The sequence below is a fragment of the Tunicatimonas pelagia genome, assembly GCF_030506325.1.
Classification (GTDB): Bacteria; Bacteroidota; Bacteroidia; order Cytophagales; family Cyclobacteriaceae; genus Tunicatimonas; species Tunicatimonas pelagia.
The window spans coordinates 4,327,118-4,348,019 of the sequence record NZ_CP120683.1; the positions used below are offsets into that span (position 1 = coordinate 4,327,118).

Consider the following 20,902-nt stretch of genomic DNA (forward strand, 5'->3'; position numbering starts at 1 on the left):
ATCAACATATATTTCCTTACATAATCGCCAATGCTTTCTAAAATAGTATACTTATTTGCCTATTTCTCAATACAGTTGCTCTCAGTAAGTGCCCTATCACAAGACATTCCACTTCCCGAACATCCGCGACCGGACTTTGAGCGTCCGCAGTGGCAGAACCTGAACGGCACCTGGCAGTTTGCCTTTGACTCACTTAACCAAGGGTTGTCCGAACAATGGTTTGCTGAGAATAAGGCGTTTGACGAAAAGATCACAGTGCCCTTTCCCTGGGGCTCACCGCTTTCGGGTGTGGAAGATCAAGCCGATATTGCTTGGTACCAGCGGGAGATGACCGTTGATCCTGCCTGGCAGGGGCAGCGCACCTTTATCGTAATAGGGGCTTCGGACTGGCAAACCGATGTGTGGCTCGATGGGCAGCATGTTGGCAAACACCAGGGTGGGTACGTGCCTTTTTCCTTTGAGCTGACCGAACATCTTACCTACGGTCAGCCCCAGCAGCTGGTGATCCGGGTAGATGATGCCCCCCGGGCCTTTGCCCTGCGGGGGAAGCAATTGTACGGCAATGCCAAAGGCATCTGGCAAACAGTGTACTTAGAAGCCAGAGGAAGTGATTATCTTGATCAGGTGCAGTTCACACCGGGTATTGACCGCCAGAAAGTCATCGTTACGGCCTACTTGCCTGATTACGCTCAACGAGACATTCCCCTCTCGCTGCGGATTGCTACTGAAAGTGAACCGATTCGGATCGATACGCTAATTAGCGCAGGGCAAGAACAGATAGAATTTTCAGTGCCCATTCCCCAGCCCCGTCTATGGTCGCTGAATGATCCGTACTTGTATACCGCCGAGGTGACGCTGGGAACCGATACAGTACGAACCTACTTTGGAATGCGAACGATTTCTATTGAAAATCTGCCCGGTACCGACTATCCGTACGTGGCTCTCAACGGCCAACCGGTTTATCTGCAAATGGCCCTGGATCAAGCCTACCATCCCGAAGGCTTCTACACCTTTCCTAGTGATACATTTATCCGCCGGGAAGTAGAGCGATCCAAGGCGATTGGTCTCAACGGTATTCGTCCCCACATCAAAGTACCCATTCCCCGCAAGCTGTACTGGGCCGATAAGCTGGGAGTGCTCATTATGGCTGACCTGCCCAATTACCAAGACCCACGTAACGAGCGTTCGGAAGTAGAGTCAGAGTACACGCTGCGAGAAATGATTAAGCGAGACTACAACCATCCATCGATCTTTTCTTGGGTGGTGTTTAACGAGAGCTGGGGCTTACGAACCGACATACCTACCGCCAGTGGGAATACCCGCAAAGTATTCCAGCCCGACGAGCAGCAGTACGCCGCCGGGATGTACTACCTCACCAAGTCGCTGGACACCACTCGGTTGGTAGATGATAACTCCATCCACAGCTACTGGTGTGCTGAGCATACGGTTACTGACCTAAATTCGTCGCACGACTACCTGATGGGAGTGGAATGGGAGCACCGCCTAAAAGTACGCAGCGATCAGAGCCATCTGGGCAGCACCTTTCAGTACGCCGATGGATTTGTGCAAGGCAATGTGCCGAGCATTAATGCTGAATGTGGCAATGTGTGGGGCTACGAAGGGACTACCGGAGATGTGGACTGGAGCTACGATTACCACCGCATGATGAACACCTTTCGGAAGTACCCCAAGATGGCCGGATGGCTTTACACCGAGCACCACGATGTGATCAAGGAGTGGAACGGTTACTGGCGAGCCGACCGATCACTGAAATTTACGGGGGTGGATGAGCTGGTAGAAGGTATGACGATGAACGACTTTCACGCGTTGGTGTACCTCTCAACCGGAAACGAAATCTGTCAGACGGTGCCGGCCGGGGCTACCGTAGATGTGCCGTTGTATTTATCCTCCATGACCGAGCAGGACTTAGGTGATTCGCTGGCTATTCGCTACGAGCTACAGCTTACCAATACCCTAGCAGAGACTTCGCTCGTCTCGAGAGGCACCCGGAACACGGCCTACCGTCCGTACATACAAGATTCATTATCGCCCCTTGCCCTTCAGATGCCTGAGCAAAAGGGGCTAGCTATCCTGAAGTTGTACCTGGATGATGCTCAGGGCAATACCGTTCATCGCAACTTTATGCACTTTGAGGTAGTAGACGGAGCGAACCCCGCGGATGTTCAGACTATTACGGTAGGCCCCGCCGACTTTAGCGAACAGCAGTGGAGCCAGCAGCAGTGGGCGGTGCTTGATGGTAAAAAAGTAAACGGCACGGGCAGCGGGCATTTTACCTATACCTTTGCCTTGCCGAATGACCTAGCCATCAGCGAAGCAACCGACGCTTACTTTCTGGCGGAGCTGTCGGCCAAACAACTGTTTATCAAAGACCTGACTGATGCAGAAAAGCAAGCCCGAGGGCTGGATCTCGATTATCGTAAGTACCCCGATAGCAATCCCAACGCCTACCCTATGTCGGACGAAATGATGTTTCCTTCTGAAATCAGTATCTCGGTAAATGGTCGGGTATTGACCACCGTAATGTTGCCCGATGACCCCGCCGATCATCGGGGCGTGCTTTCCTGGCACCATCAAAGTATTCCTGAGCCAGAGAAAGATCAGCACGATCTGGATAACTGGTGGTACACTTTATCAGGAACACTACATGAAGCTGGTTCTTATGGTTATCTAACCAAGGTGGCTATTCCGCTGGACATACTTCGGCAAGCACAAGCTGACTCGGGTACGCTTAGCGTGCAAATCCAAACCCGAGGCGAAGGCGGGGTAGCGGTGTATGGTCAATCATTTGGACGCTATCCGCTTGACCCCACGCTAGTTTTAGACTAAAAACTCAGAATGGTATTTGAAATCTAGGGGCTACACCACATATTCCGACTACCCAGTATGAGTAAATTATCCTCAATGCTGCCCTTAATTGTGCTAAGTTTAGTGACGTAAGATTTGAACGATCTTGGAGTATCCCTAGTCAAGACACTATACGGCTGATGGCCACGTTTACTGTTAGTCGTCTGAGTTTTATCCACAAAACTATGTAAGGTTTTGGGGCGTTTAGATGGCAACTTGCAATTTGCCCTGATTGGCATATTTTTTTTAAATAATCGGTAAACCTGTAACTTACAGCGTTTTTACCAAAATTTGCTATAAACCAGATACTATGATACCACGAGAACACCAAAACTATTCTCATTTGCTTCAGCTACGCCGCGTGAATTACGCTTGGATTATACTACTCTTCGGCGTCTTTGTGGCGTTAGGGCCAACCGGATGTAAAGCTAAAAAGGAAGCTAAGGCTGCTGAAAAAGCTCGTTTGGAGCGGATTGCTAAGGCACGGGCCGATTTACTGTCGGTGATTAATGACCAAGGCAGCATGTCTACTGATGAGAAGGAAGCGGTAGTAGAAGGAGTAAAAGATCTGAATCTGCAGGATGCTGAGATTCAAACCTTAATTGACCGAGCCGAGGGAATTATTGCTGATGAACGGGCGGCTGCCCGACGCGACGAAGAACGTCCGGAGGTGACCGAAAGCGGTCCTACTTCCGAATCTGATCTGAATAATCTGTTCCGCAATGTGGCTGGTGCCCGCAATACCGGCGACGCTAACGCTCAAATCCGCAATGCCATTGATATGTTCGCATCATCCGAAACTCCGGTGCTCATTATCATTAGCCAAAGTGGAGGGCAAACGGATTATGACGAACCCACCACAATCAGCAAGTACTTGAACTACCTGAAAGACACTAAAAATAGTCCTGACGAAGTGTACAACATGGTGTTTGATGCTAACGGAAAAATTAAAGAACTAGAACTTATTAAACGATAAACGAATGAAACTTTCTGCCGTATACTTTTGCGTACTTTTCATTGGAGTAGCCCTTCTTCCAGCGCATGCCCAAGAAACCATTAGCCCAGAACGCAAACTGGCTATTGACTCACTGGCATTGGAAAAAGTCCGCGATTTGAGTAAATACATCAGCATTATCGGAAATAAGGATACTCCTTTTTCCGAGGCTAACCGAGTAATTGACCGAGCCGAAGAGCTATTTGCTACTGGGGCTGAAATTGGGGTTTCATCGCTCACCACTGACGAAATTACTTACTACCAAACCAGAGGCTATTTTGAGCATCTTATGGCCTTAAATTACGACCGGGTAACCATTAAGTGGTACGACATTCAGTATATCAGTGATTTGGAACAACAGCCCGATGGCACGTTTGTTGGAGTGATTACGATCTACCAGCGATTTGAAGGCACCTCTGATGATGGCTTGGAATACAAAGACACTACTAAGAAAGATATTACTGTTTTTGTTCAGAAAAAAGAAACGCAAATCGGAGGGCGTATTATTGATTTTTGGGATGTGCTGCTGGGCGATATACGGGTTTCTGAAACCACCACATAACAACATTGATGCATAATAGTGAAAAGTTCTTGGTAAGACTACCGGAGGCCAACTGCCGAAACGTAGTCTTTTTTATCGTGTATTCAGTAGGTGTATTGCTTTGTGGCAATAATCTTCTTTTGGCTCAGGGCATTGGCGAATATTTAGGTGACGAAGATGTGCTATACGCCGAGACTAAGCAAGTAAACCAATTTTTTCGGCGGTTTAATGGTGAAGAAGATATTGAAGGAAAACGCTACTACAACGGCGATAAGGACTACCGCAACCCCAAGCTGCGTCAGAAATACTTAGAAAACTTATTTGATAACCAAACCCGTGAAATATCGGCTACTGAAAAACAAGCGTTTATTAAAACCGTCAATAATTCTTCCAGCCCTACTTATCTGAATTTTCACGGAGGGCAATGGTTTGCCGAAGTAAAAGCTCAGTTCAATTACCAAGGAAGACGGCAGGAAGCGACGCTATTCTTGCGACTGCAAGAAGAAAAAGTAGGGTCGAAGTGGATTTTTGCCAAAGCGTATTTCCCCCCGTTTGCTAAGCTGTTTGATAGCGATACTACCGGAGGAATGCCCTTTCTCCACCCTATGAGCCATGAACTAGATTTTATGAACCTACGGAGGGTGTTTCAGGATAACAAAGAAAAATTAGACCAATTTTTGGCCCGAGGGTATCAGCCTGATTATTTATCAATCTTGCTCTATGAAATTAAAAACTCTAACTTACGTTTCGAAACAGTTAACAACGTTAAGTTTCATTTCTTTCAAGTAGACGGCTGGTACTTTCAGCTAGCGAAGTTCAATCGGCCCGGCTACAATCGTGGTTGGCTCATTGCCGATTTATCCGAAGCAACACCCCAGGAAAAGGAGCTATTGACTAAGTACATTTTTTACGAAGATGAATAAGCGACTCGCTGCTACCTTACTGTCATTCTGGCTAAGCGTAATTACTTGCCCTCTCCTTATCGCTCAGTCAACCGGAAATGAGCTTTCGCCCAAGGCAATTGCTGAGTACCAAGAACAGTCGAAGGAGCTAGTGTCTTTTCTGGAGTACATGATGAACTTTCTGGGTAATCCCGAGGCAACTACCCAGCAAAAAGAAACCATTATTACCCAAAGTTATTTAAAAGCTTTCCGCGATGAGGATGTGCAAGTTGAAGATGATCTGGCCGAAGACCGCAGTGTGGTCACCAATAAAAATGTACAAGCCTATCTGAAAGATATTGATTTTTTCTTTCAGGAGGCCAAATTTGATTTGAGCGTAGATGATGTGAGCTACTACGTAAACAATGGTAAGAAATTTTTCCGAGTAACGCTGAGTCGCAATCTACAAGGTACCACTGTAGATGGCGATACAGTAAATGCTAACCAGATACGCTACGTAGAGATTAATCTGAATGAGTCAGAAAAAGACCTAAAAATTGCCAGTATCTATACCACCAAACTCAGTGAGCGGGAAGAGCTAGCCAATTGGTGGTCGGAAGTATCAACCCCTTGGCAGCAGTTTTTCAAAGCCCAAGTTGGTGCTCAAGATTGGGACTCGGTTAACTACCGAATGCTGCGAGAAATTGTGAGATTAGATGAGATTGATATTTCGGGCAATCAGGCAGTGTACAGTCTGGAGCCACTGGGCAAACTGATTGATTTGCGCTACCTGAATATTTCTGATACCCGACTGGATGATCTGTACCCGCTACGGAATCTCACCAAACTGGAGGTGCTTGATTGTAGTCAAACCTCAGTATCAGACTTATCACCGCTAAAATACGCCACTAGCCTGCGAGAAATTAGCTGTGAGCATACGCGCGTTGGTGACCTGAGCGTATTAGCCAATTTTACCAAGCTAGAGAAGCTGTACTGTAGCCACACCTACGTGAACCAGATACCTGTACTGAAGGGCTTACAAGATCTACGCTGTGCCAGCACGGCAATCACCAGCATAGAACCGCTGGCTTCTATGCGTAAGTTGGTTTACCTCGATGCCTCTGAAACCAGTATTAGCGATTTGCAACCGGTAGCAAGTACGGCCAGCGTTACCTGGCTCAACCTGGAAAATACTCCGGTAATAAACCTAGCACCGCTACAGGCACTGGTTAATCTGGAAACCCTCGTCATTAATAATACTCCTGTTGAGAACCTCGAGGCATTAAATGGTTTGCCTAAACTGCAAAAAGTATACTGCGATAATACGCCGATTAAGAAACCTGAAGCTAACCGCTTTATGGCAATTAACCCCCAAGTGCTGGTTATTTATGCCTCCGAGCAGATGCTAGACTGGTGGCAAGCCCTAGCCCCTGAGTGGCAAGAGATTTTTGGGAAATATGTGTCGTTAGAAACGGTTAATAAAGAAAATTTGGCTCAAGTGGCTAACTTGGCGGAGATAGACATTAGTGACCATCCTTCGGTGCAAACGTTGGAACCGCTGGCAGCCCTAACCAACCTCAAAATATTGCGCTGCCAAAATACTAATATTCGCGACCTAACGCCACTGGAAGGGATGGTGAACCTGGAGCAACTAAACTTGGCAGGTACTGAAGTGGATAGTATTGGAGCGCTGAGCAGTGCCCGTAATCTTAAGATACTGAATTTTGACCAAACCCAAGTTCGCAGTCTTTCGCCACTTAATAGCATCTCGGGTATCCAGCGGCTTAGTTGCGAAAACACTCCTATTGAGCCGGATACAATCCGGCAGTTTATTCGGGAGCATCCCAAAACCATCGTTATTTATAAAACTGAGCAACTGAGTTTGTGGTGGAACGCACTCTCTCCGGCTTGGAAAAAAGAATTGAAGGAACAAGTAGTGGTAGGCGATATTCCTGACCGAGAGCAACTACACGAATTGGCGTTCTTGAGTTCACTGACAATTGAAGATAATAGCCGAATTAACTCCCTGGCACCGCTAAGCGAATTTGTTCGGTTAACTGAGCTAACGCTTACGGGTACCCGGGTGGCTGACTTGTCGCCTTTGAGTGATATGCAAACCCTTCGGGCGTTAATCTGCGCTCGTAATCCTATTCGTAGCTTAGAACCACTTTCTTCCCTGACTGACCTGGTTTATCTCGACTTTCAGAACACCCCGGTAGAAGATTTGCGCCCAGTGCGGGATATGATATCATTAGAAACACTGAAATGTTCGGGCACTCAGGTAGACAAGCTGAAACACCTCTCTTCCCTAATTAACTTGCGACAGTTGGAGTGCTATAATACCGATGTGAAGAAACTGAAGCATCTTCGTGACTTGAACCAGCTAGAGATGCTACGTTGCTACAATACTCGGATTTCGGAACGAGAGGTGAGAAAGTTTCGTCAGGCCCACCCCGACTGTGAGGTAGTATATTACTAGCCTTAAAAGAGAAGAACCCATTCTAGCTATTCCGTTTTACCTAGGGTATGTGTTAATATTGCTCCTTCTTTAGCCCTGGTACCATCCTAAGAAGGGCTGTATTGCTAGCATCAACGTGTTTATTACATCTTTTCTTCTCTAGGTATATTCGTTCTACCACCTTCTATTCACCCCATTAGCTGTTTATCGGCTGTAAATTTTGCAGTGTTAGCATAGAACTTACAATATATTAATTTGTATTAATAATATATTATATTGCATAATATCAACAAACTAAAATTGCAATGAAGAAATTAGATTTTTGGCTCCTTTCGTTCACTATAGGAGTAGTCACATTCACTACAGCGTGTGAAGAACCCACTCTTGAAGAGATGAATTCAGGTGTTTCCTCGGATACAACATCTGTTGGAGAGGAGGAGAGAGTAGTAAATGACTCAGTATCCACTAAAACGGGGTTATTGGCCTATTATCCATTCAATGGAAATACGAATGATGAGAGTGGTAACAACCACCACGCTACGGCTACTGGAGGTGAGTTTGCTACAGATCGTTCGGGTAACACCAACAAGGCTTTCCGTCTCACCAGCAAAAGCGATGCACTCGATATCGATGACATCGCTAATGAACAACTTTCGGTATCTATGTGGTACTATTATGAAGGGACCGAAAGCTTTTGGAACACGTTGTTGTACGGCAATAATAGTCGTCATCACCTGTTAGTGAGTCATTCAGACAACCATGGCAGCAAAGGGGAGATTGGTACGTATGCCCCGGGTTTCCAGCAGTCAGATTATGTGCTGAAAGAGAAGCAGTGGTATCATATCGTACTAGTCAAAGATGGTAGCCAGACTAAACTGTATGTAGATAAGACCTTGGTAATGGAAACAACGGATTTCAGCAATGCTGACCATCCGTTAACAGTAATTGGTAACTTTGATGCTGGCAATGGTACTCAAGGCGCACTAGGTAAATTAGATGAAATCAGAATCTATGGTAAAGTACTTACCAGTAATGAGGTAGAGTATCTCTTTAGTAAATAACTAAAATCATAATTCTTGTTAAGGGGCTAGCTAATGCTTATTGGTTAGCCTTTTTATTTTATACTACTCAAATACCACCCATTAGGAATATTTTATAAAAGTATTGTTTTGCGAGTGTGCTTTCAAGAGCTTAGCCAAAAACTCTTTAGTTTATGAAGGTGTTATGGGAGACAATGATACCTAAACTTAATGAAGCTATTTTTTAAGGATACCTGGATGCTAATACGGGAAACTGCTCAGAAACTACAGGAACATGATCCGGTAGTATATGCAGCAGCTATTGCTTTTTTCACGGTTTTCTCTCTACCCTCAGTCCTTATTATTATTGCTCAGACGCTGGGTACTATTTTAGATGAAGAACTAGTGCGAAACCAGTTGGCTGACCAGGTTTCAGGGTTGATTGGCGCAGCCAGTACCGAAGAGGTTATCAAAATTATTCAGAACCGAGGTTGGAATACGTCTAACCTCTTCGTCAATATTCTAAGTATTATTTTTCTCCTGATAAGTGCTACGGTTATCTTCGGGTTTGTGCAGAAGGCACTAGATACCATCTGGGGAGTAAAGCCAAAGCCTAAGAAGGGGGTTATTAAATTCCTACGTGACCGACTGCTATCCTTCTCACTCATCGTCATCTTGGGTTTTCTTTTATTGGTATCATTAATTATTGATGCTTTAACATCTATCTTCCGCGATTTTCTTAATTCAGTTTTCATCAATGAATTTACAGTATACATCATTCAGGTAGCGAGTGGTATTGCATCACTAATGATTGTTTCTTTGATCTTCGCACTGATTTTTAAGTTTCTGCCTGATGCCAAGGTTCGTTGGAAAGACGTTAGCGTAGGTGCGCTAGTAACGGGTATCTTATTTACTATTGGCAAGTTTCTGATCGGTCTGCTACTGGCCAATACCCGCGTAGCCTCAACCTACGGTGCTGCCGGTTCGTTGGCGGGTATTTTAATTTGGGTATTTTACTCTTCGCTGCTATTACTGGTAGGGGCCATGTTTACTCGGGTATACGCCGCCAAGTTGGGCGAGCGAATTACTCCTAAAAAACATTCGGTACGGGTGGTGACCAAGGAAGTAGAAATGGGTGATTAACTACCTGCTCGGAGGCAGTTGCTTGAGGGAAATCGCCAAGAATTCTACTGAAAGTAAGAGCATTACTTAGTTTCTGTAGCATTGCTATTCCAAATATCGTGGGTGGTCTTCCAGCTACGTTAGGCTGGCGGCGAAGAATATTCAAATATTTAGACGTAGAAGTAGTCGGCTTACCACCCTCGTTCGGAGTCAGAGTCACAGTAGCCTCACCTCGTCCGTAGGCTAAATCTCCTTCAATTGAGACTTCCTCGTAATGGCTTTTCAGTACCGGTTGGTATTGATCAAAAATAGCTTGGTAGTATGCTTGCACTGAATCCCGCCCGACCATTACTGATTTACCGGGAGCCATCAGAAGAGCATCACTGGTAAAATACTTAGCAATGCCCGCCGCATCACTTTGGTTGAAAGCTTCAGCTCGGGCAGCACTCACTTGGGTAATGGCTTGCTCGTCGTTGGTGGCAGTGGTTAACGGTACTTCTTCAGGTTGAGATGTGCAATTGACCAATAGCAAGAAAAGAGATACATAGGTTCTAATAGCAAGCATTTGCTATGATTTAATAGTTCTACCAAATTTCACTGTGAGTTCTGGCAAGTTGTGGTCGGCAACTTACGTGTATGTTCTTTTCCCACTCTATTCTAGGTGATTTTAGGATACTCCCACGGATCGCGGTACTTGCGTTGCAATAGGGCATTGGCCTCGGGGTCATTTGGAATTACTCCTTTATCATCATCCCAGGTAACGCTTCGCCCTAGCTGGTGAGACAACATTCCTAACAAACTCATATTGGTAGAACGGTGGCCGATTTCAATATCACAAACCGGAAGCTTATCACTCTCAATAGACGATAGGAAGTCAGTCCACAGCTCTTTAATATTCTGTTTATCTGGGTCGCGCAACTGCGGTTCAACGTGAATAATTTCACCGCCTTTTTTGCTGGGGTAAAACGTCCAACCGTCCAACCAACCCATATGGAAGGTGCCCTCAGTTCCGTAGAAGTAGCAACCGATATTGTGTTTCTCAGCTTGGTTGGCCGCGTACTGCCGATGTTCCCAAACGGCAGTAAAGTCTTCAAACTCATAGTTCACTACCTGTGTATCGGGGGCAGTGGTACTGTCTTCTCTGATATGGCGAGCCGCCACCGAATGCACTGATTTAGGTGCTTTCTCCTCCGTCCACCACAAAACCTGATCCAGCCAATGGATACCCCAGTCGCCGATCTGCCCGTTGGCAAACTCCAGAAAATGTCGAAATCCCTTAGGGTGAATGCGTTCATTGTAGGGAACTAACGCAGCGGGGCCGCACCACATATCCCAATCTAAACCAGCCGGAGGTTCAGAATTAGGCGTAATCTCTCCAGCTCCTCCAGGATAGTGGACGAAAGCCCGTACCATTCCAATTTTTCCGGCTCGCCCCGACTTCAAAAATTCCATTCCAGAAATGTTATGAGGCGAAACCCGACGATGAGTACCTACCTGCACCATACGATTGTTGGCCCGAGCCGCCTGCACCATTGCCTTGCCTTCGTTAACAGTATGCCCGATAGGTTTTTCTACGTACACGTGCGCCCCGGCTTCTACTGCCGCAATGGTTTGCAGCGGGTGCCAGTGATCGGGGGTAGCTACAATAACGATCTCGGGCTTCTCAGCCGCCAGTAACTCTCGGTAGTCGGTATAACGCTTAGGGCGATCACTGGTAAGTTTTCCTGTTTCTTCCATAGCCTGATCGAGCTGGCGTTGATCTACATCGCAAAGAGCAACCACTTTAGATCGGTCAGCCGCGATGGCTTCGCGAAGAATATTCATGCCCCACCAACCACTACCAATTAGGGCGGTGGTATACTTTTTATTTTGGGAAGGAGAAGGTAAAGAGAAAGGCGAATAAGCCAAACTAGCTCCGGCGGTAGCCCCCGCACTAGATTTAATAAAGTCTCGTCGATTCATCCAGAATGTAGGTTGTGTATGGTTTATGACGAAGATACACAGGATTTTTGCAAAATGAAAAGTACTTTGCCCAAGGCGTAAGAAGCAAGATTACTGACTTTAGGCTATCGTTAAATGCGTGCTCTTACAAAAGCAAAATTTGACTGCCTTACTTCAAAAAGGTATAAAAAGTTACAAGGTAAGAACAGACTTTTGATAACAATGTATAAGTGAATTTAACCTTTCACCTTTGAATACTAGTTTTAGTAATCCTAAAACGTTATTAGACTGCAACATTGATGACCCCTTCAGAGAAATCGAGAAAGCTCATTGACTTACACCGAATCAAGGATAAAGTTGTGGCTTTAGTAGCTATTTCTGTATTAGTACTTATTGTCACATCGGTTACCCAATACTTTCTTGGTAAGAGCACCCAGCGCGTACTAAACACCATACAAACGCTCCGGATTCAGGTACCTATCGCTACATCGGAAATTATCAGTGGTGCCAATCGAGTAGCCGCATCGCAAAGAGCTTATCTGATGACGGGCAAAAATGATTTTAAAGAAGAAAGAAAAGCTGTATGGAAAGAACAGATAGAGCCTGCTGTGGAGAATCTATCTGAACTTCGGGAGCTAATGCAAGTAGAGGAACACCAACAAGCGGTTGACCAAGCGATAATAATAATTGACCAATACAACACAATACAGGAAGGAATAGACAAGTTTTTTGAGAGTCGTTTGAAGGGAATTAGTGCGGCTTCTATGATTAATGCAGATATTCCCCTAGAAGATGTTCAGCGAAAGATAGCCGAACGTGAGCAATTGGTTGACCAACTGAATGAGCTTATTGTTACGAAAGCGTCGCCAGCCAGGAAAGCACTCAGAAACTACCTGATGCCCTTGAAAAAGGCGCAAGAAGAGCTACTACGAAAAGATAATATCAGTGCAACGCGGAACATTGACCAATCTAATCTTATTGTTACACTGGTAGCCATTGTGGCCAATATTTTAGTGATTATTGTGGCGACTACCTTAATACGAAGCTTACGAAGATCAATCGCTCAGCCTACCAATCTACTCAAGAAAATGGCCAAGGGAGAATTAAACGAAAATATAGAAGCCTCTCATGACGAACTTAATGAAGTTATTGATGCTTCCCGAATACTAAGCTCTAACTTGGAGCGGGCTAGCGAGTTTGCCGTTGAAATTGGTGAAGGTAACTTTGACCATGAGTTTACTCCCGCCAGTGAAAATGACTTACTAGGTAATTCGCTACTGCAAATGCGAAATAAGCTACAGCAGGTAGCCGAACAAGACCGCCAAACAAATTGGGTAACGAACGGACAGGCTCAACTGAGTGATATCTTACGAAGGGAGGCTAAGCACGAAGATGAGCTGCACGATGCTATTATTCAGTTCTTAGTAAAATACTTTAATGCTAACCAAGGTGTACTGTTTTTACTGGAAACAGAAGAGGATCAGGAAGTACTAAAACTTACGGCATCTTACGCCTACGGAAGAAAGAAATTTATACAGAGTAGTTTTTTACCCGGTGAGGGGCTAATTGGTCAAATATTTTTGGAGAAGGAAATTACGGTGATGAATGAGATACCTGAAGATCATGTCAGCATCACCTCGGGTTTAGGCCAATCTCCACCAAACTACATTGTTATCTGTCCGCTAATTAGCAACGATGTCTGCTACGGTGTATTTGAAATTGCTTCATTCTCAGCGTTTGAAGAGTACCGAATTGAGCTGCTGGCCAAACTAGGAGAGCAAATTGCCACTACGCTGTCGAAGGTTAAAATTAACAATCAAACTCGGCTTCTTTTAGAAGAAGCCCGGCAGCAAACCGAAGAGCTGCGGTCGCAAGAGGAGGAGATGCAACAAAACATGGAGGAGCTATCGGCTACCCAGGAAGAAATGACTCGAAAAGAAAAAGAATATCAGCAGATTATTCAGGAATTGAAAGATAAAATTACTCAACAAGAAGCCTAGACAGTCAGCAGGTTGTTTATCTACCCAAGCAACCAAGTGCTTATTTCTCTTGGTGCATGACTACCGTCATCTTTTTTGTTATTGTTGAGCCAAGTATGGTATCTTGGCCGAATGGAAGGTGAGATCAGTTTGCACGCAATGGCTGGCTTGTACGTGGTAGCCGGTATATTTCATTTCGTAAAGCCCAACATGTACGAAGCGGTAATTCCACCTTATTTGCCAAACCCCAGAGCATTGGTGCTGATTAGTGGTTTTTTTGAGATTGCTTTCGGGGTAGGATTACTGTTTGAAGAAACGAGAGAATTATCTGCCTGGGGCATTATGCTCATGTTGCTGGTCTTTCTTCCGGCTCACATTTACATGCTGCAATCTGAGAAATTTGGGAGCATTCCGGCTTGGGCACTTTGGCTGCGAATCCCGCTACAGTTTGTACTGATCTACTGGGCGTATCAGTTTGCCTAGTTACTCGCTTCGGAGGGAATCTACCGGATTAGCCCGGGCAGTTCGTATCGACTGATAGCCGACCGTTAGCCAAGCGATGAGTAAAGCGGCTATGCCTGCTAAAGCAAAAATTCCTACCGATAATTCTACTTGGTACTCGAAGTCTTGCAGCCATTGTCTCATCAGATAATAAGCGATTGGGCTGGCAATTACGAAACTAATGGTTACTAGTCGGGTGAAATCACTGGACAGAAGCCAAACTAAGTGAGTGATTGAAGCCCCCAGTACCTTACGCACGCCAATTTCTTTAGTACGTTGCTCGGCAGTGAAGGAAGCTAACCCCAATAATCCCAAACAAGAAATAAGAATAGCTAGCGTGGCAAAAATAGTAGATAGCTTGCCAATCGTTTCTTCTCGCTGATACGCTTCCTGAAAGGTTTGGTCTAAAAACTTATACTCAAACGGATAGGCTGGATTAATCGCTTCGGCAACTTTTTTCATACTAGCGAGTGCTTCGGCAGTTTTTCCGGTTTCGGTACGAACAAATATAAGATACGTATCATCTGGAGTTAAACGCATAATGAGTGGGTCAATCTGCTCGTGTAGTGAGGCCGCGTGGAAATCTTCTACTATGCCAATGATCTTCCCAGACTCATCCCACACAGTTAGGCCTTCACCTACCGGATTGACTAAACCCATAGCTCGGGCAGCCGCCTCGTTGATAACATAGTTCGTAGTATCCGTAGAAAAATCAGGGGAGAAATATCTGCCATCCTTAAGCCTCATACCCATGGTTGATACAAAATCGTATTCCGCGTTAACGATCATGAATTCCATATCATCATCTTGCTGCTTTCCTTCCCACTCAACATTTCCGGTAGAGCGACCTACGCTAAGCGGACTTTGGCTACTGGACGTTACTGCTGATATTCCGGGTTGCTGCATAAGCTGTTGTTTATAGGTTTCGTACTGATCGAGGAGAGCACCTTCCCGGTAGGTATAAATCACATTTTCTTTCTCTAAGCCCAAGTCTTTATTTAGGATGTAATTGACCTGCTCGTATACAATGATGGTTCCGATTACCAGCAAAATAGATACGGCAAATTGGAAGACTACCAAGCCCTTTCTAAAGAGTGCTGCTCCCTGACTCTTCTGTACGGTTCCCTTTAGCACTCGGGCGGGTTGAAAAGAGGACAGAAATAAAGCGGGATAACTTCCGGCCAGTAGTCCAGTGAATAGAATAATGCCCGCAGCCATGCTGAGTATGGTGGGGTCAAGATAATTGATGGTGATGCTTTTATCGGTGAGCTGATTGAAAAAAGGAAGTGATAGCTCTACCAGCAGCACAGCTAGCGAAAGAGCAAACAATACCACCAGGGTTGACTCGGTCATGAACTGACCGATCAATGAATTTTTATTGGCGCCAATGGCTTTGCGTACCCCAACTTCTTTCGCTCGCTGACCAGACCGAGCCGTTGCGAGGTTCATGAAATTGATACAGGCGATTATCAGCATAAATACGGCTACTACCGAGAAAATCCGCACATACGTAATTCGCCCACCTATCAGGTGTCCGTTCTCGTACTTGCTGTACAAGTGGCGGTCAGCGTAGGGCTTAAGAAAGACATCAGCATCATCGTATGTCTGACGTTCATCGACTATATCTTTGATTTTACTATTCAGTTGGGTAATGTCAGTTTGGGCAGCGACCAGCACAAACAAACGAAGACCATTGCTACCCCAATCTTCTACCCAACTATTATCGCGGATAAATCGCTTCATCGGTCGCACAAAGTCAAAGTCAATGGAGGATTGCTTCGGTATATCGCGAAACACTCCGCTCACTCGCAAATCTTCCCGATCTTCAAAGCGAAGAATTTTACCTACGGCACTCTGATCGCCGAAATATTTCTGCGCCATTGTTTCCGATATCACAATAGCATTCATTTCGTTAAGCACCGTAGCCGGGTCGCCCTCCGTAAGCGGATAAGAAAATATCTCAAAGAAATCTTCTCCCACGTAGTTGCCCTGCTCACGGTAGCTATTTTCATCGTAAGCAAGTAATGACTCTTCTTCCCAAGAGATTAATTCCGCTGCTTTAATCTCCGGAAATTCGTCTTCTAATGCTTGCGCCAGCGGTTTAGGAGTTGTCTGGTAAGTAAGGGTTGGACCACTGGCGTAATGCACATTTCGCAATACCTGATACAACCTTTGCCCGTTAGCATGAAAACGATCTATCTGGTATTCGCTCTGAACCCATAGAAAAATGAGGAAGCTGCTGGCAAGCCCGATGGCTAAGCCTAGAATATTGATGAAAGTATAGTTTTTTTTCTTAGCAAAACTACGGAGTGCGGTCAGGAGGTAATTACGAAGCATAACGAGTAATGGCTAATGAGTGATGATTAATGGATAATGAGCGATGCTTCTTCATCAGTCATTAATCATAGCTAAGAAAAAGCTATGCCAATGTCCAGAAGAAAGCTACAACCATGTTTAGCCATTTTTTAGCTGTTCAGATGCGGACATTTTTGTACGAGGGCGAACATAGCGAAGCTACAATATGTCTTTCTCAGTTTTAAACTTTACCGCTCGCACCATTTCAGCTTTACCGGGAGGGCCTGGTAATGTTTCTACCTGCAAACTTAGCGACTTTAGGTCACGCTTTAATTGCCCCTTCGCTGAGTAGGTAACCCATATTCCCTCGGAGGATAATAAATTGGTAACTTTCTCAATAATAGGTTTTTCCCAGAGTTCAGGCTGTTTATTGGGAGCAAATGCGTCGAAGTAGATGAGATCATAATGCCCACTAAATTTGACACTTTGCAATTCAATCGGCCACTTTTCCAGGGAAAAGTTACTAGTTAGTGCAACCATTTGGTTTTCATCAGCCTGGTGAATTGCTTTGAAATACGCTTGCTGCTTTTGCGGTTCAGATTGAATATAATTGAGTTGCTGAAGAATTTCTTCCGCAATCGGATAAGGTTCTAGTGTAGTGTACTGAAACTGAATATGAGGAAGTTTATCGGCCTCCAGCATCGTGAGCCAAGCATTCAGACCCGTTCCTAATCCAATCTCTAATATTTTTATGGCCGTGTCGGACGGATGCAATTCCAACCAATGCTGTAACCCATGCTGAATAAACACGTGCTTGGACTCGCGTAACGCTCCGTGCCGAGAGTGGTAAGTTTCGTCTAAGTTGGTGTTGAGCAGGGTATAAGAGCCATCTCCCGTCTCGAGAATCTGAAGAGCAGACATACGATAGAAATTATGGTTGTTTCTCCTAACTTAACTAGGGCGAAGGACAAGAGTTAACAAAATAGCATGAGGCTCTAAATAGAAAGCCACCCTAGCGAGGCCAACGTGGCTAATCTGAATGATTTAGCATATTTGGACTAGCCAAGTGCGTCTGCTCCGGCTACAATCTCCAGAATTTCTTTGGTAATGGCGGCTTGGCGCGTACGGTTGTAGGTAAGTCGCAAATCTTTCAGCAGCTCTCCGGCATTTTCGGTGGCCTGATCCATGGCAGTCATGCGGGCACCCTGCTCAGCCGCGTTCGACTCGAGCATCGCCTTGTAAAACTGCACTTTCAAAGACTGCGGAATTAATTCTTCTACAATAAACGTTTCCGAAGGCTCGTAGATGTAATCAATATTACTCGCCTGATCTTCGTCGTTCGTATCTTCAATCGGCAGAAACTGCTCAAAAGTAGGAATTTGAGTAGCTACATTTTTGAACTGATTGTACACCAAGATCACCTTATCCACCTCACCTTCTTGGTAAAGCTTCATCACATACTCAGCAGCATGACGAGCATTCTCGAAGGTAGATGCAGAAAATAGATCTTTATAGTCATTAATAATAGTGTAGCCCCGGCGTTTATAGTAATCGAATGATTTCTGTCCAATTGTCATAACCGATAAACGCTCATTACGCTCGTAAAACTCGTACTCAGCAGCAATAAACTGCCGAGTGTTCCGAAAAAGGTTCGCATTGAAAGCTCCGCAAAGTCCCCGATCTGATGAGAAGGTAACCAACAATACATTTTTCACGTCGCGCGGTTGAGCGTACTCGCTCACGTTTTCTTCACTTAAATTAGAAGAAACATTGGCTAACAGTTGCGTTAGCTTCTGAGCGTACGGACGCATTTGTAACAAACGGTCTTGCGACTTTCTAAGCTTAGATGCCGCTACCATTTTCATGGCTTTGGTAATCTGCTGAGTAGATTTAACCGTTGCAATCCGGTTTTTAACTTCTTTTAAACTAGCCATTTTTTCTCAATTAGCAGAGAATAATGAACAATGTGCAATTGACTAAAATAACGGCAAGAGTTACGACCGTTAAATTGTTCATTGCACATTGCTAATTGTTCATTGTTGTTTGTAGTTCTTCGCTAGATCGGAGGCAACTTTTTTAATGGTTGCTTGCTGCTCTTCTCCCCACTTGCCCGAACGGATAGCATCTAGCGTATCTTTATGCTGAGCGTTCATGTACGACAAAAACTCTTTCTCAAAGTCTTTCGCTTTATCAATCGGCACTTTATCTAATAAGCCGCTGGTAGAGGCGTAAATAATGGCTACCTGATCTTCTACTGATACCGGAGCATACTGAGGTTGTTTCAGAATTTCTTGGTTACGTTGCCCTCGGTCAATGGTAAGCTGAGTAGCAGCGTCCAGGTCAGAACCAAATTTAGCAAATGCTTCCAACTCCCGGAATTGCGCTTGATCCAGTTTAAGTGTTCCCGCTACTTTCTTCATCGGCTTAATCTGTGCTGAGCCACCTACTCGCGATACCGAGATACCTACGTTAATTGCGGGGCGAATTCCCGAGTTAAATAGGTTAGTTTCCAGGAATATCTGCCCATCGGTAATAGAAATTACATTCGTTGGAATGTAGGCTGAAACGTCGCTAGCTTGGGTTTCAATAATGGGTAGTGCTGTTAATGACCCTCCCCCCTTCACCATCGGTTTGATGGCATCGGGCAAGTCATTCATTTGGGCTACGATTTCACCGTTATCGTTTAGCTTAGCTGCGCGCTCTAACAAGCGAGAGTGCAGGTAAAATACATCTCCGGGGTACGCTTCTCGCCCGGGAGGACGACGTAACAATAGTGATACTTCGCGGTAAGCTACCGCCTGCTTAGAAAGGTCGTCATACACTACCAGTGCCGGACGTCCGGTATCGCGGAAGTACTCCCCAATAACTGCTCCGGTGAAAGGAGCAAAAAACTGCATTGGAGCCGGATCAGAAGCAGTAGCCGCCACTACGGTAGTATAGTCCATCGCTCCATTTTTCTCTAGTGCAGCTACTACCCCAGCTATGGTAGAAGCTTTTTGTCCGCAGGCTACGTAGATACAATACACCGGCTCGCCCTTTTCGTAGAATTCCCGCTGGTTGATAATTGTGTCAATTACTACGGCCGTTTTCCCAGTTTGGCGGTCGCCAATTACCAGCTCTCGCTGTCCGCGACCAATCGGAATCATTGCATCAATAGATTTGATACCGGTTTGAAGAGGCTCACTTACTGGTTGGCGATAAATTACGCCGGGTGCCCGACGTTCTAGCGGAAGTTCAATTACCTCGCCTTGAATAGGACCTTTCCCGTCAATCGGTTCGCCTAGGGTGTTCACCACCCGGCCAACCAGGCCTTCACCTACTTTGATGGAAGCAATACGACCGGTACGGCGTACTGAATCGCCTTCTTTAATATCATCTTGCTCCCCTAAAAGTACGGCACCTACGTTATCTTCTTCCAAGTTAAGTACCAGAGCGTTCAGTCCGTTTTCAAATTCCAGCAATTCACCCGATTGAGCGTGGGTAAGTCCGTAAATTCGGGCTACCCCGTCACCAATCTGAAGGACGGTGCCTACTTCTTCAAGCTCGGCCTCGGTTTTAAAGTTAGATAGTTGTTCGCGTAGTATTGCGGAAACCTCGTCGGGTCTTACTTCTGCCATATTCTTGAATGGTTAAGGGTAAAGGGTTGAGGATAGAAGATGTACGGTAGAAGGTTATTACATTCTATACCTTCCACCCTATACCTTTTACCCTTCACCTTTCGTTTGTATTTGTTAAAATCCTTTTATGTAACTTTCGTCGGTAAATTCGTATTGTAGTGCTTTGAGCTTAGACTTTACTGAGTTGTCCATCATCCGATCACCAATTTGCAGTACGAAACCTCCGATCAAATCAGCATCAACTTTTTCGGTTAAATCTACTTGGTGTCCGGTGCGTTCTTTAATACTACTGATTAGCTTTTGTCGCAAATCAGGGGTAAGCGGAACCGATGAAGTCACCGTAACTTCGTCGATGTTTTTGTAATGATGGTACTGATGGATAAACTCATCAGCCAATGACGGTAAAATAGCTTCCCGGTTTTTGCGCGTAATGATATCGAAAATGGCTAGTGTTGCCTGATTTACCTTGCCATCAAAGATCTTGTAAAGTATTGCTTTTTTCTTTTCATGATTAATGATAGGGTTCTTTAGCATTAGCTGAAAATCGCGGTTAGATTGACACGTTTGAGCAAAGAGCTGCATATCTTGGTAGATTTCCTCCAAGGCATCTCGCTCAATGGCCAGTTCTATTAATGATTTAGCGTAACGCGACGCTACCCGAGAATCTGTCATAAGTAATAATCAAATAA

General features: G+C 45.1%; 16 protein-coding genes. 9 read left to right on the forward strand and 7 right to left on the reverse strand.

From position 1 onward, the window contains the following. Positions 1-30 precede the first annotated feature (30 nt). From P0M28_RS18605 to P0M28_RS18635, 7 genes are all read left to right on the forward strand, one after another. Positions 31-2,847, forward strand: a complete 2,817-nt coding sequence (locus P0M28_RS18605; RefSeq protein ID WP_302204169.1) for a glycoside hydrolase family 2 protein — start codon at positions 31-33, stop codon at positions 2,845-2,847. A gap of 328 nt (positions 2,848-3,175) precedes the next feature. Then, a complete protein-coding gene (locus P0M28_RS18610; RefSeq protein ID WP_302204171.1) occupies positions 3,176-3,841 on the forward strand; it encodes a hypothetical protein in 666 nt (221 codons plus the stop codon). A gap of 4 nt (positions 3,842-3,845) precedes the next feature. Continuing rightward, positions 3,846-4,421 carry a hypothetical protein gene (locus P0M28_RS18615; protein WP_302204172.1) on the forward strand — a complete coding sequence of 192 codons (576 nt, stop codon included), beginning with the start codon at positions 3,846-3,848 and terminating at the stop codon, positions 4,419-4,421. Positions 4,422-4,429: 8 nt separating this feature from the next. Then, positions 4,430-5,323, forward strand: coding sequence for a hypothetical protein (locus tag P0M28_RS18620; protein ID WP_302204174.1), 894 nt, complete (start codon positions 4,430-4,432; stop codon positions 5,321-5,323). Continuing rightward, positions 5,316-7,760 carry a leucine-rich repeat domain-containing protein gene (locus tag P0M28_RS18625; protein ID WP_302204176.1) on the forward strand — a complete coding sequence of 815 codons (2,445 nt, stop codon included), beginning with the start codon at positions 5,316-5,318 and terminating at the stop codon, positions 7,758-7,760. Before P0M28_RS18620 ends, P0M28_RS18625 begins: the two co-directional genes overlap by 8 nt. A 284-nt stretch (positions 7,761-8,044) precedes the next feature. Next, positions 8,045-8,800 carry a LamG domain-containing protein gene (locus tag P0M28_RS18630; protein WP_302204177.1) on the forward strand — a complete coding sequence of 252 codons (756 nt, stop codon included), beginning with the start codon at positions 8,045-8,047 and terminating at the stop codon, positions 8,798-8,800. A gap of 189 nt (positions 8,801-8,989) precedes the next feature. After that, on the forward strand, positions 8,990-9,901 hold the full coding sequence (locus P0M28_RS18635) for a YihY/virulence factor BrkB family protein (protein WP_302204178.1): 912 nt from the start codon (positions 8,990-8,992) through the stop codon (positions 9,899-9,901). Here the strand turns inward: P0M28_RS18635 and P0M28_RS18640 are convergent. Both P0M28_RS18640 and P0M28_RS18645 read right to left on the reverse strand, forming a co-directional pair. After that, positions 9,849-10,445: a YybH family protein gene (locus tag P0M28_RS18640; RefSeq protein ID WP_302204179.1), complete on the reverse strand. Its 597-nt coding sequence runs from the start codon at positions 10,443-10,445 to the stop codon at positions 9,849-9,851. The genes P0M28_RS18635 and P0M28_RS18640 overlap by 53 nt on opposite strands. Positions 10,446-10,537: 92 nt before the next feature. Next, complete coding sequence (locus P0M28_RS18645) at positions 10,538-11,842, reverse strand: Gfo/Idh/MocA family oxidoreductase (RefSeq protein WP_302204180.1); 1,305 nt, start codon at positions 11,840-11,842, stop codon at positions 10,538-10,540. A 278-nt stretch (positions 11,843-12,120) separates the two neighbouring features. Here P0M28_RS18645 and P0M28_RS18650 point away from each other — a divergent pair, with 278 nt between their 5' ends. Then, on the forward strand, positions 12,121-13,821 hold the full coding sequence (locus P0M28_RS18650; RefSeq protein WP_302204181.1) for a GAF domain-containing protein: 1,701 nt from the start codon (positions 12,121-12,123) through the stop codon (positions 13,819-13,821). A 111-nt stretch (positions 13,822-13,932) separates the two neighbouring features. Beyond that, entirely contained in the window at positions 13,933-14,283 is a 351-nt protein-coding gene (locus P0M28_RS18655) for a DoxX family protein (RefSeq protein WP_302204183.1), read from the forward strand. On the opposite strand, the gene P0M28_RS18660 is transcribed toward P0M28_RS18655, so the two are convergent. The 5 genes from P0M28_RS18660 to atpH all read right to left on the reverse strand — a co-directional run bounded on the left by P0M28_RS18660 (position 14,284) and on the right by atpH (position 20,885). Beyond that, complete coding sequence (locus P0M28_RS18660; protein ID WP_302204185.1) at positions 14,284-16,638, reverse strand: ABC transporter permease; 2,355 nt, start codon at positions 16,636-16,638, stop codon at positions 14,284-14,286. It abuts the gene before it with no gap. 177 nt (positions 16,639-16,815) lie between these two features. After that, on the reverse strand, positions 16,816-17,517 hold the full coding sequence (gene mnmC2, locus P0M28_RS18665) for a tRNA (5-methylaminomethyl-2-thiouridine)(34)-methyltransferase MnmC2 (RefSeq protein WP_302204187.1): 702 nt from the start codon (positions 17,515-17,517) through the stop codon (positions 16,816-16,818). Between the two features lie 137 nt (positions 17,518-17,654). Then, a complete protein-coding gene (gene atpG, locus P0M28_RS18670; RefSeq protein ID WP_302204188.1) occupies positions 17,655-18,530 on the reverse strand; it encodes an ATP synthase F1 subunit gamma in 876 nt (291 codons plus the stop codon). 99 nt (positions 18,531-18,629) lie between these two features. Beyond that, the gene (gene atpA / locus P0M28_RS18675; protein WP_302204189.1) at positions 18,630-20,213 is read right to left on the reverse strand and encodes a F0F1 ATP synthase subunit alpha; all 1,584 of its coding nucleotides are present in this window, start codon (positions 20,211-20,213) and stop codon (positions 18,630-18,632) included. A 114-nt stretch (positions 20,214-20,327) separates the two neighbouring features. Then, positions 20,328-20,885 (reverse strand): ATP synthase F1 subunit delta, encoded by a 558-nt coding sequence (atpH, locus tag P0M28_RS18680; protein WP_302204190.1) that lies wholly within the window; start codon positions 20,883-20,885, stop codon positions 20,328-20,330. Positions 20,886-20,902 lie beyond the last annotated feature (17 nt).

Excerpts from the sequence above, each read along its gene's own strand:
- atpA (WP_302204189.1), bottom strand. The coding sequence starts at position 20,213 with ATGGCAGAAGTAAGACCCGACGAGGTTTCCGCAATACTACGCGAACAA.
- atpH (WP_302204190.1), bottom strand. The coding sequence starts at position 20,885 with ATGACAGATTCTCGGGTAGCGTCGCGTTACGCTAAATCATTAATAGAA.
- P0M28_RS18620 (WP_302204174.1), top strand. The coding sequence starts at position 4,430 with ATGCATAATAGTGAAAAGTTCTTGGTAAGACTACCGGAGGCCAACTGC.
- P0M28_RS18625 (WP_302204176.1), top strand. The coding sequence starts at position 5,316 with ATGAATAAGCGACTCGCTGCTACCTTACTGTCATTCTGGCTAAGCGTA.
- P0M28_RS18650 (WP_302204181.1), top strand. The coding sequence starts at position 12,121 with ATGACCCCTTCAGAGAAATCGAGAAAGCTCATTGACTTACACCGAATC.
- atpG (WP_302204188.1), bottom strand. The coding sequence starts at position 18,530 with ATGGCTAGTTTAAAAGAAGTTAAAAACCGGATTGCAACGGTTAAATCT.
- P0M28_RS18660 (WP_302204185.1), bottom strand. The coding sequence starts at position 16,638 with ATGCTTCGTAATTACCTCCTGACCGCACTCCGTAGTTTTGCTAAGAAA.
- P0M28_RS18640 (WP_302204179.1), bottom strand. The coding sequence starts at position 10,445 with ATGCTTGCTATTAGAACCTATGTATCTCTTTTCTTGCTATTGGTCAAT.
- P0M28_RS18645 (WP_302204180.1), bottom strand. The coding sequence starts at position 11,842 with ATGAATCGACGAGACTTTATTAAATCTAGTGCGGGGGCTACCGCCGGA.
- P0M28_RS18630 (WP_302204177.1), top strand. The coding sequence starts at position 8,045 with ATGAAGAAATTAGATTTTTGGCTCCTTTCGTTCACTATAGGAGTAGTC.
- P0M28_RS18610 (WP_302204171.1), top strand. The coding sequence starts at position 3,176 with ATGATACCACGAGAACACCAAAACTATTCTCATTTGCTTCAGCTACGC.
- P0M28_RS18615 (WP_302204172.1), top strand. The coding sequence starts at position 3,846 with ATGAAACTTTCTGCCGTATACTTTTGCGTACTTTTCATTGGAGTAGCC.
- P0M28_RS18635 (WP_302204178.1), top strand. The coding sequence starts at position 8,990 with ATGAAGCTATTTTTTAAGGATACCTGGATGCTAATACGGGAAACTGCT.
- P0M28_RS18605 (WP_302204169.1), top strand. The coding sequence starts at position 31 with ATGCTTTCTAAAATAGTATACTTATTTGCCTATTTCTCAATACAGTTG.
- mnmC2 (WP_302204187.1), bottom strand. The coding sequence starts at position 17,517 with ATGTCTGCTCTTCAGATTCTCGAGACGGGAGATGGCTCTTATACCCTG.
- P0M28_RS18655 (WP_302204183.1), top strand. The coding sequence starts at position 13,933 with ATGGAAGGTGAGATCAGTTTGCACGCAATGGCTGGCTTGTACGTGGTA.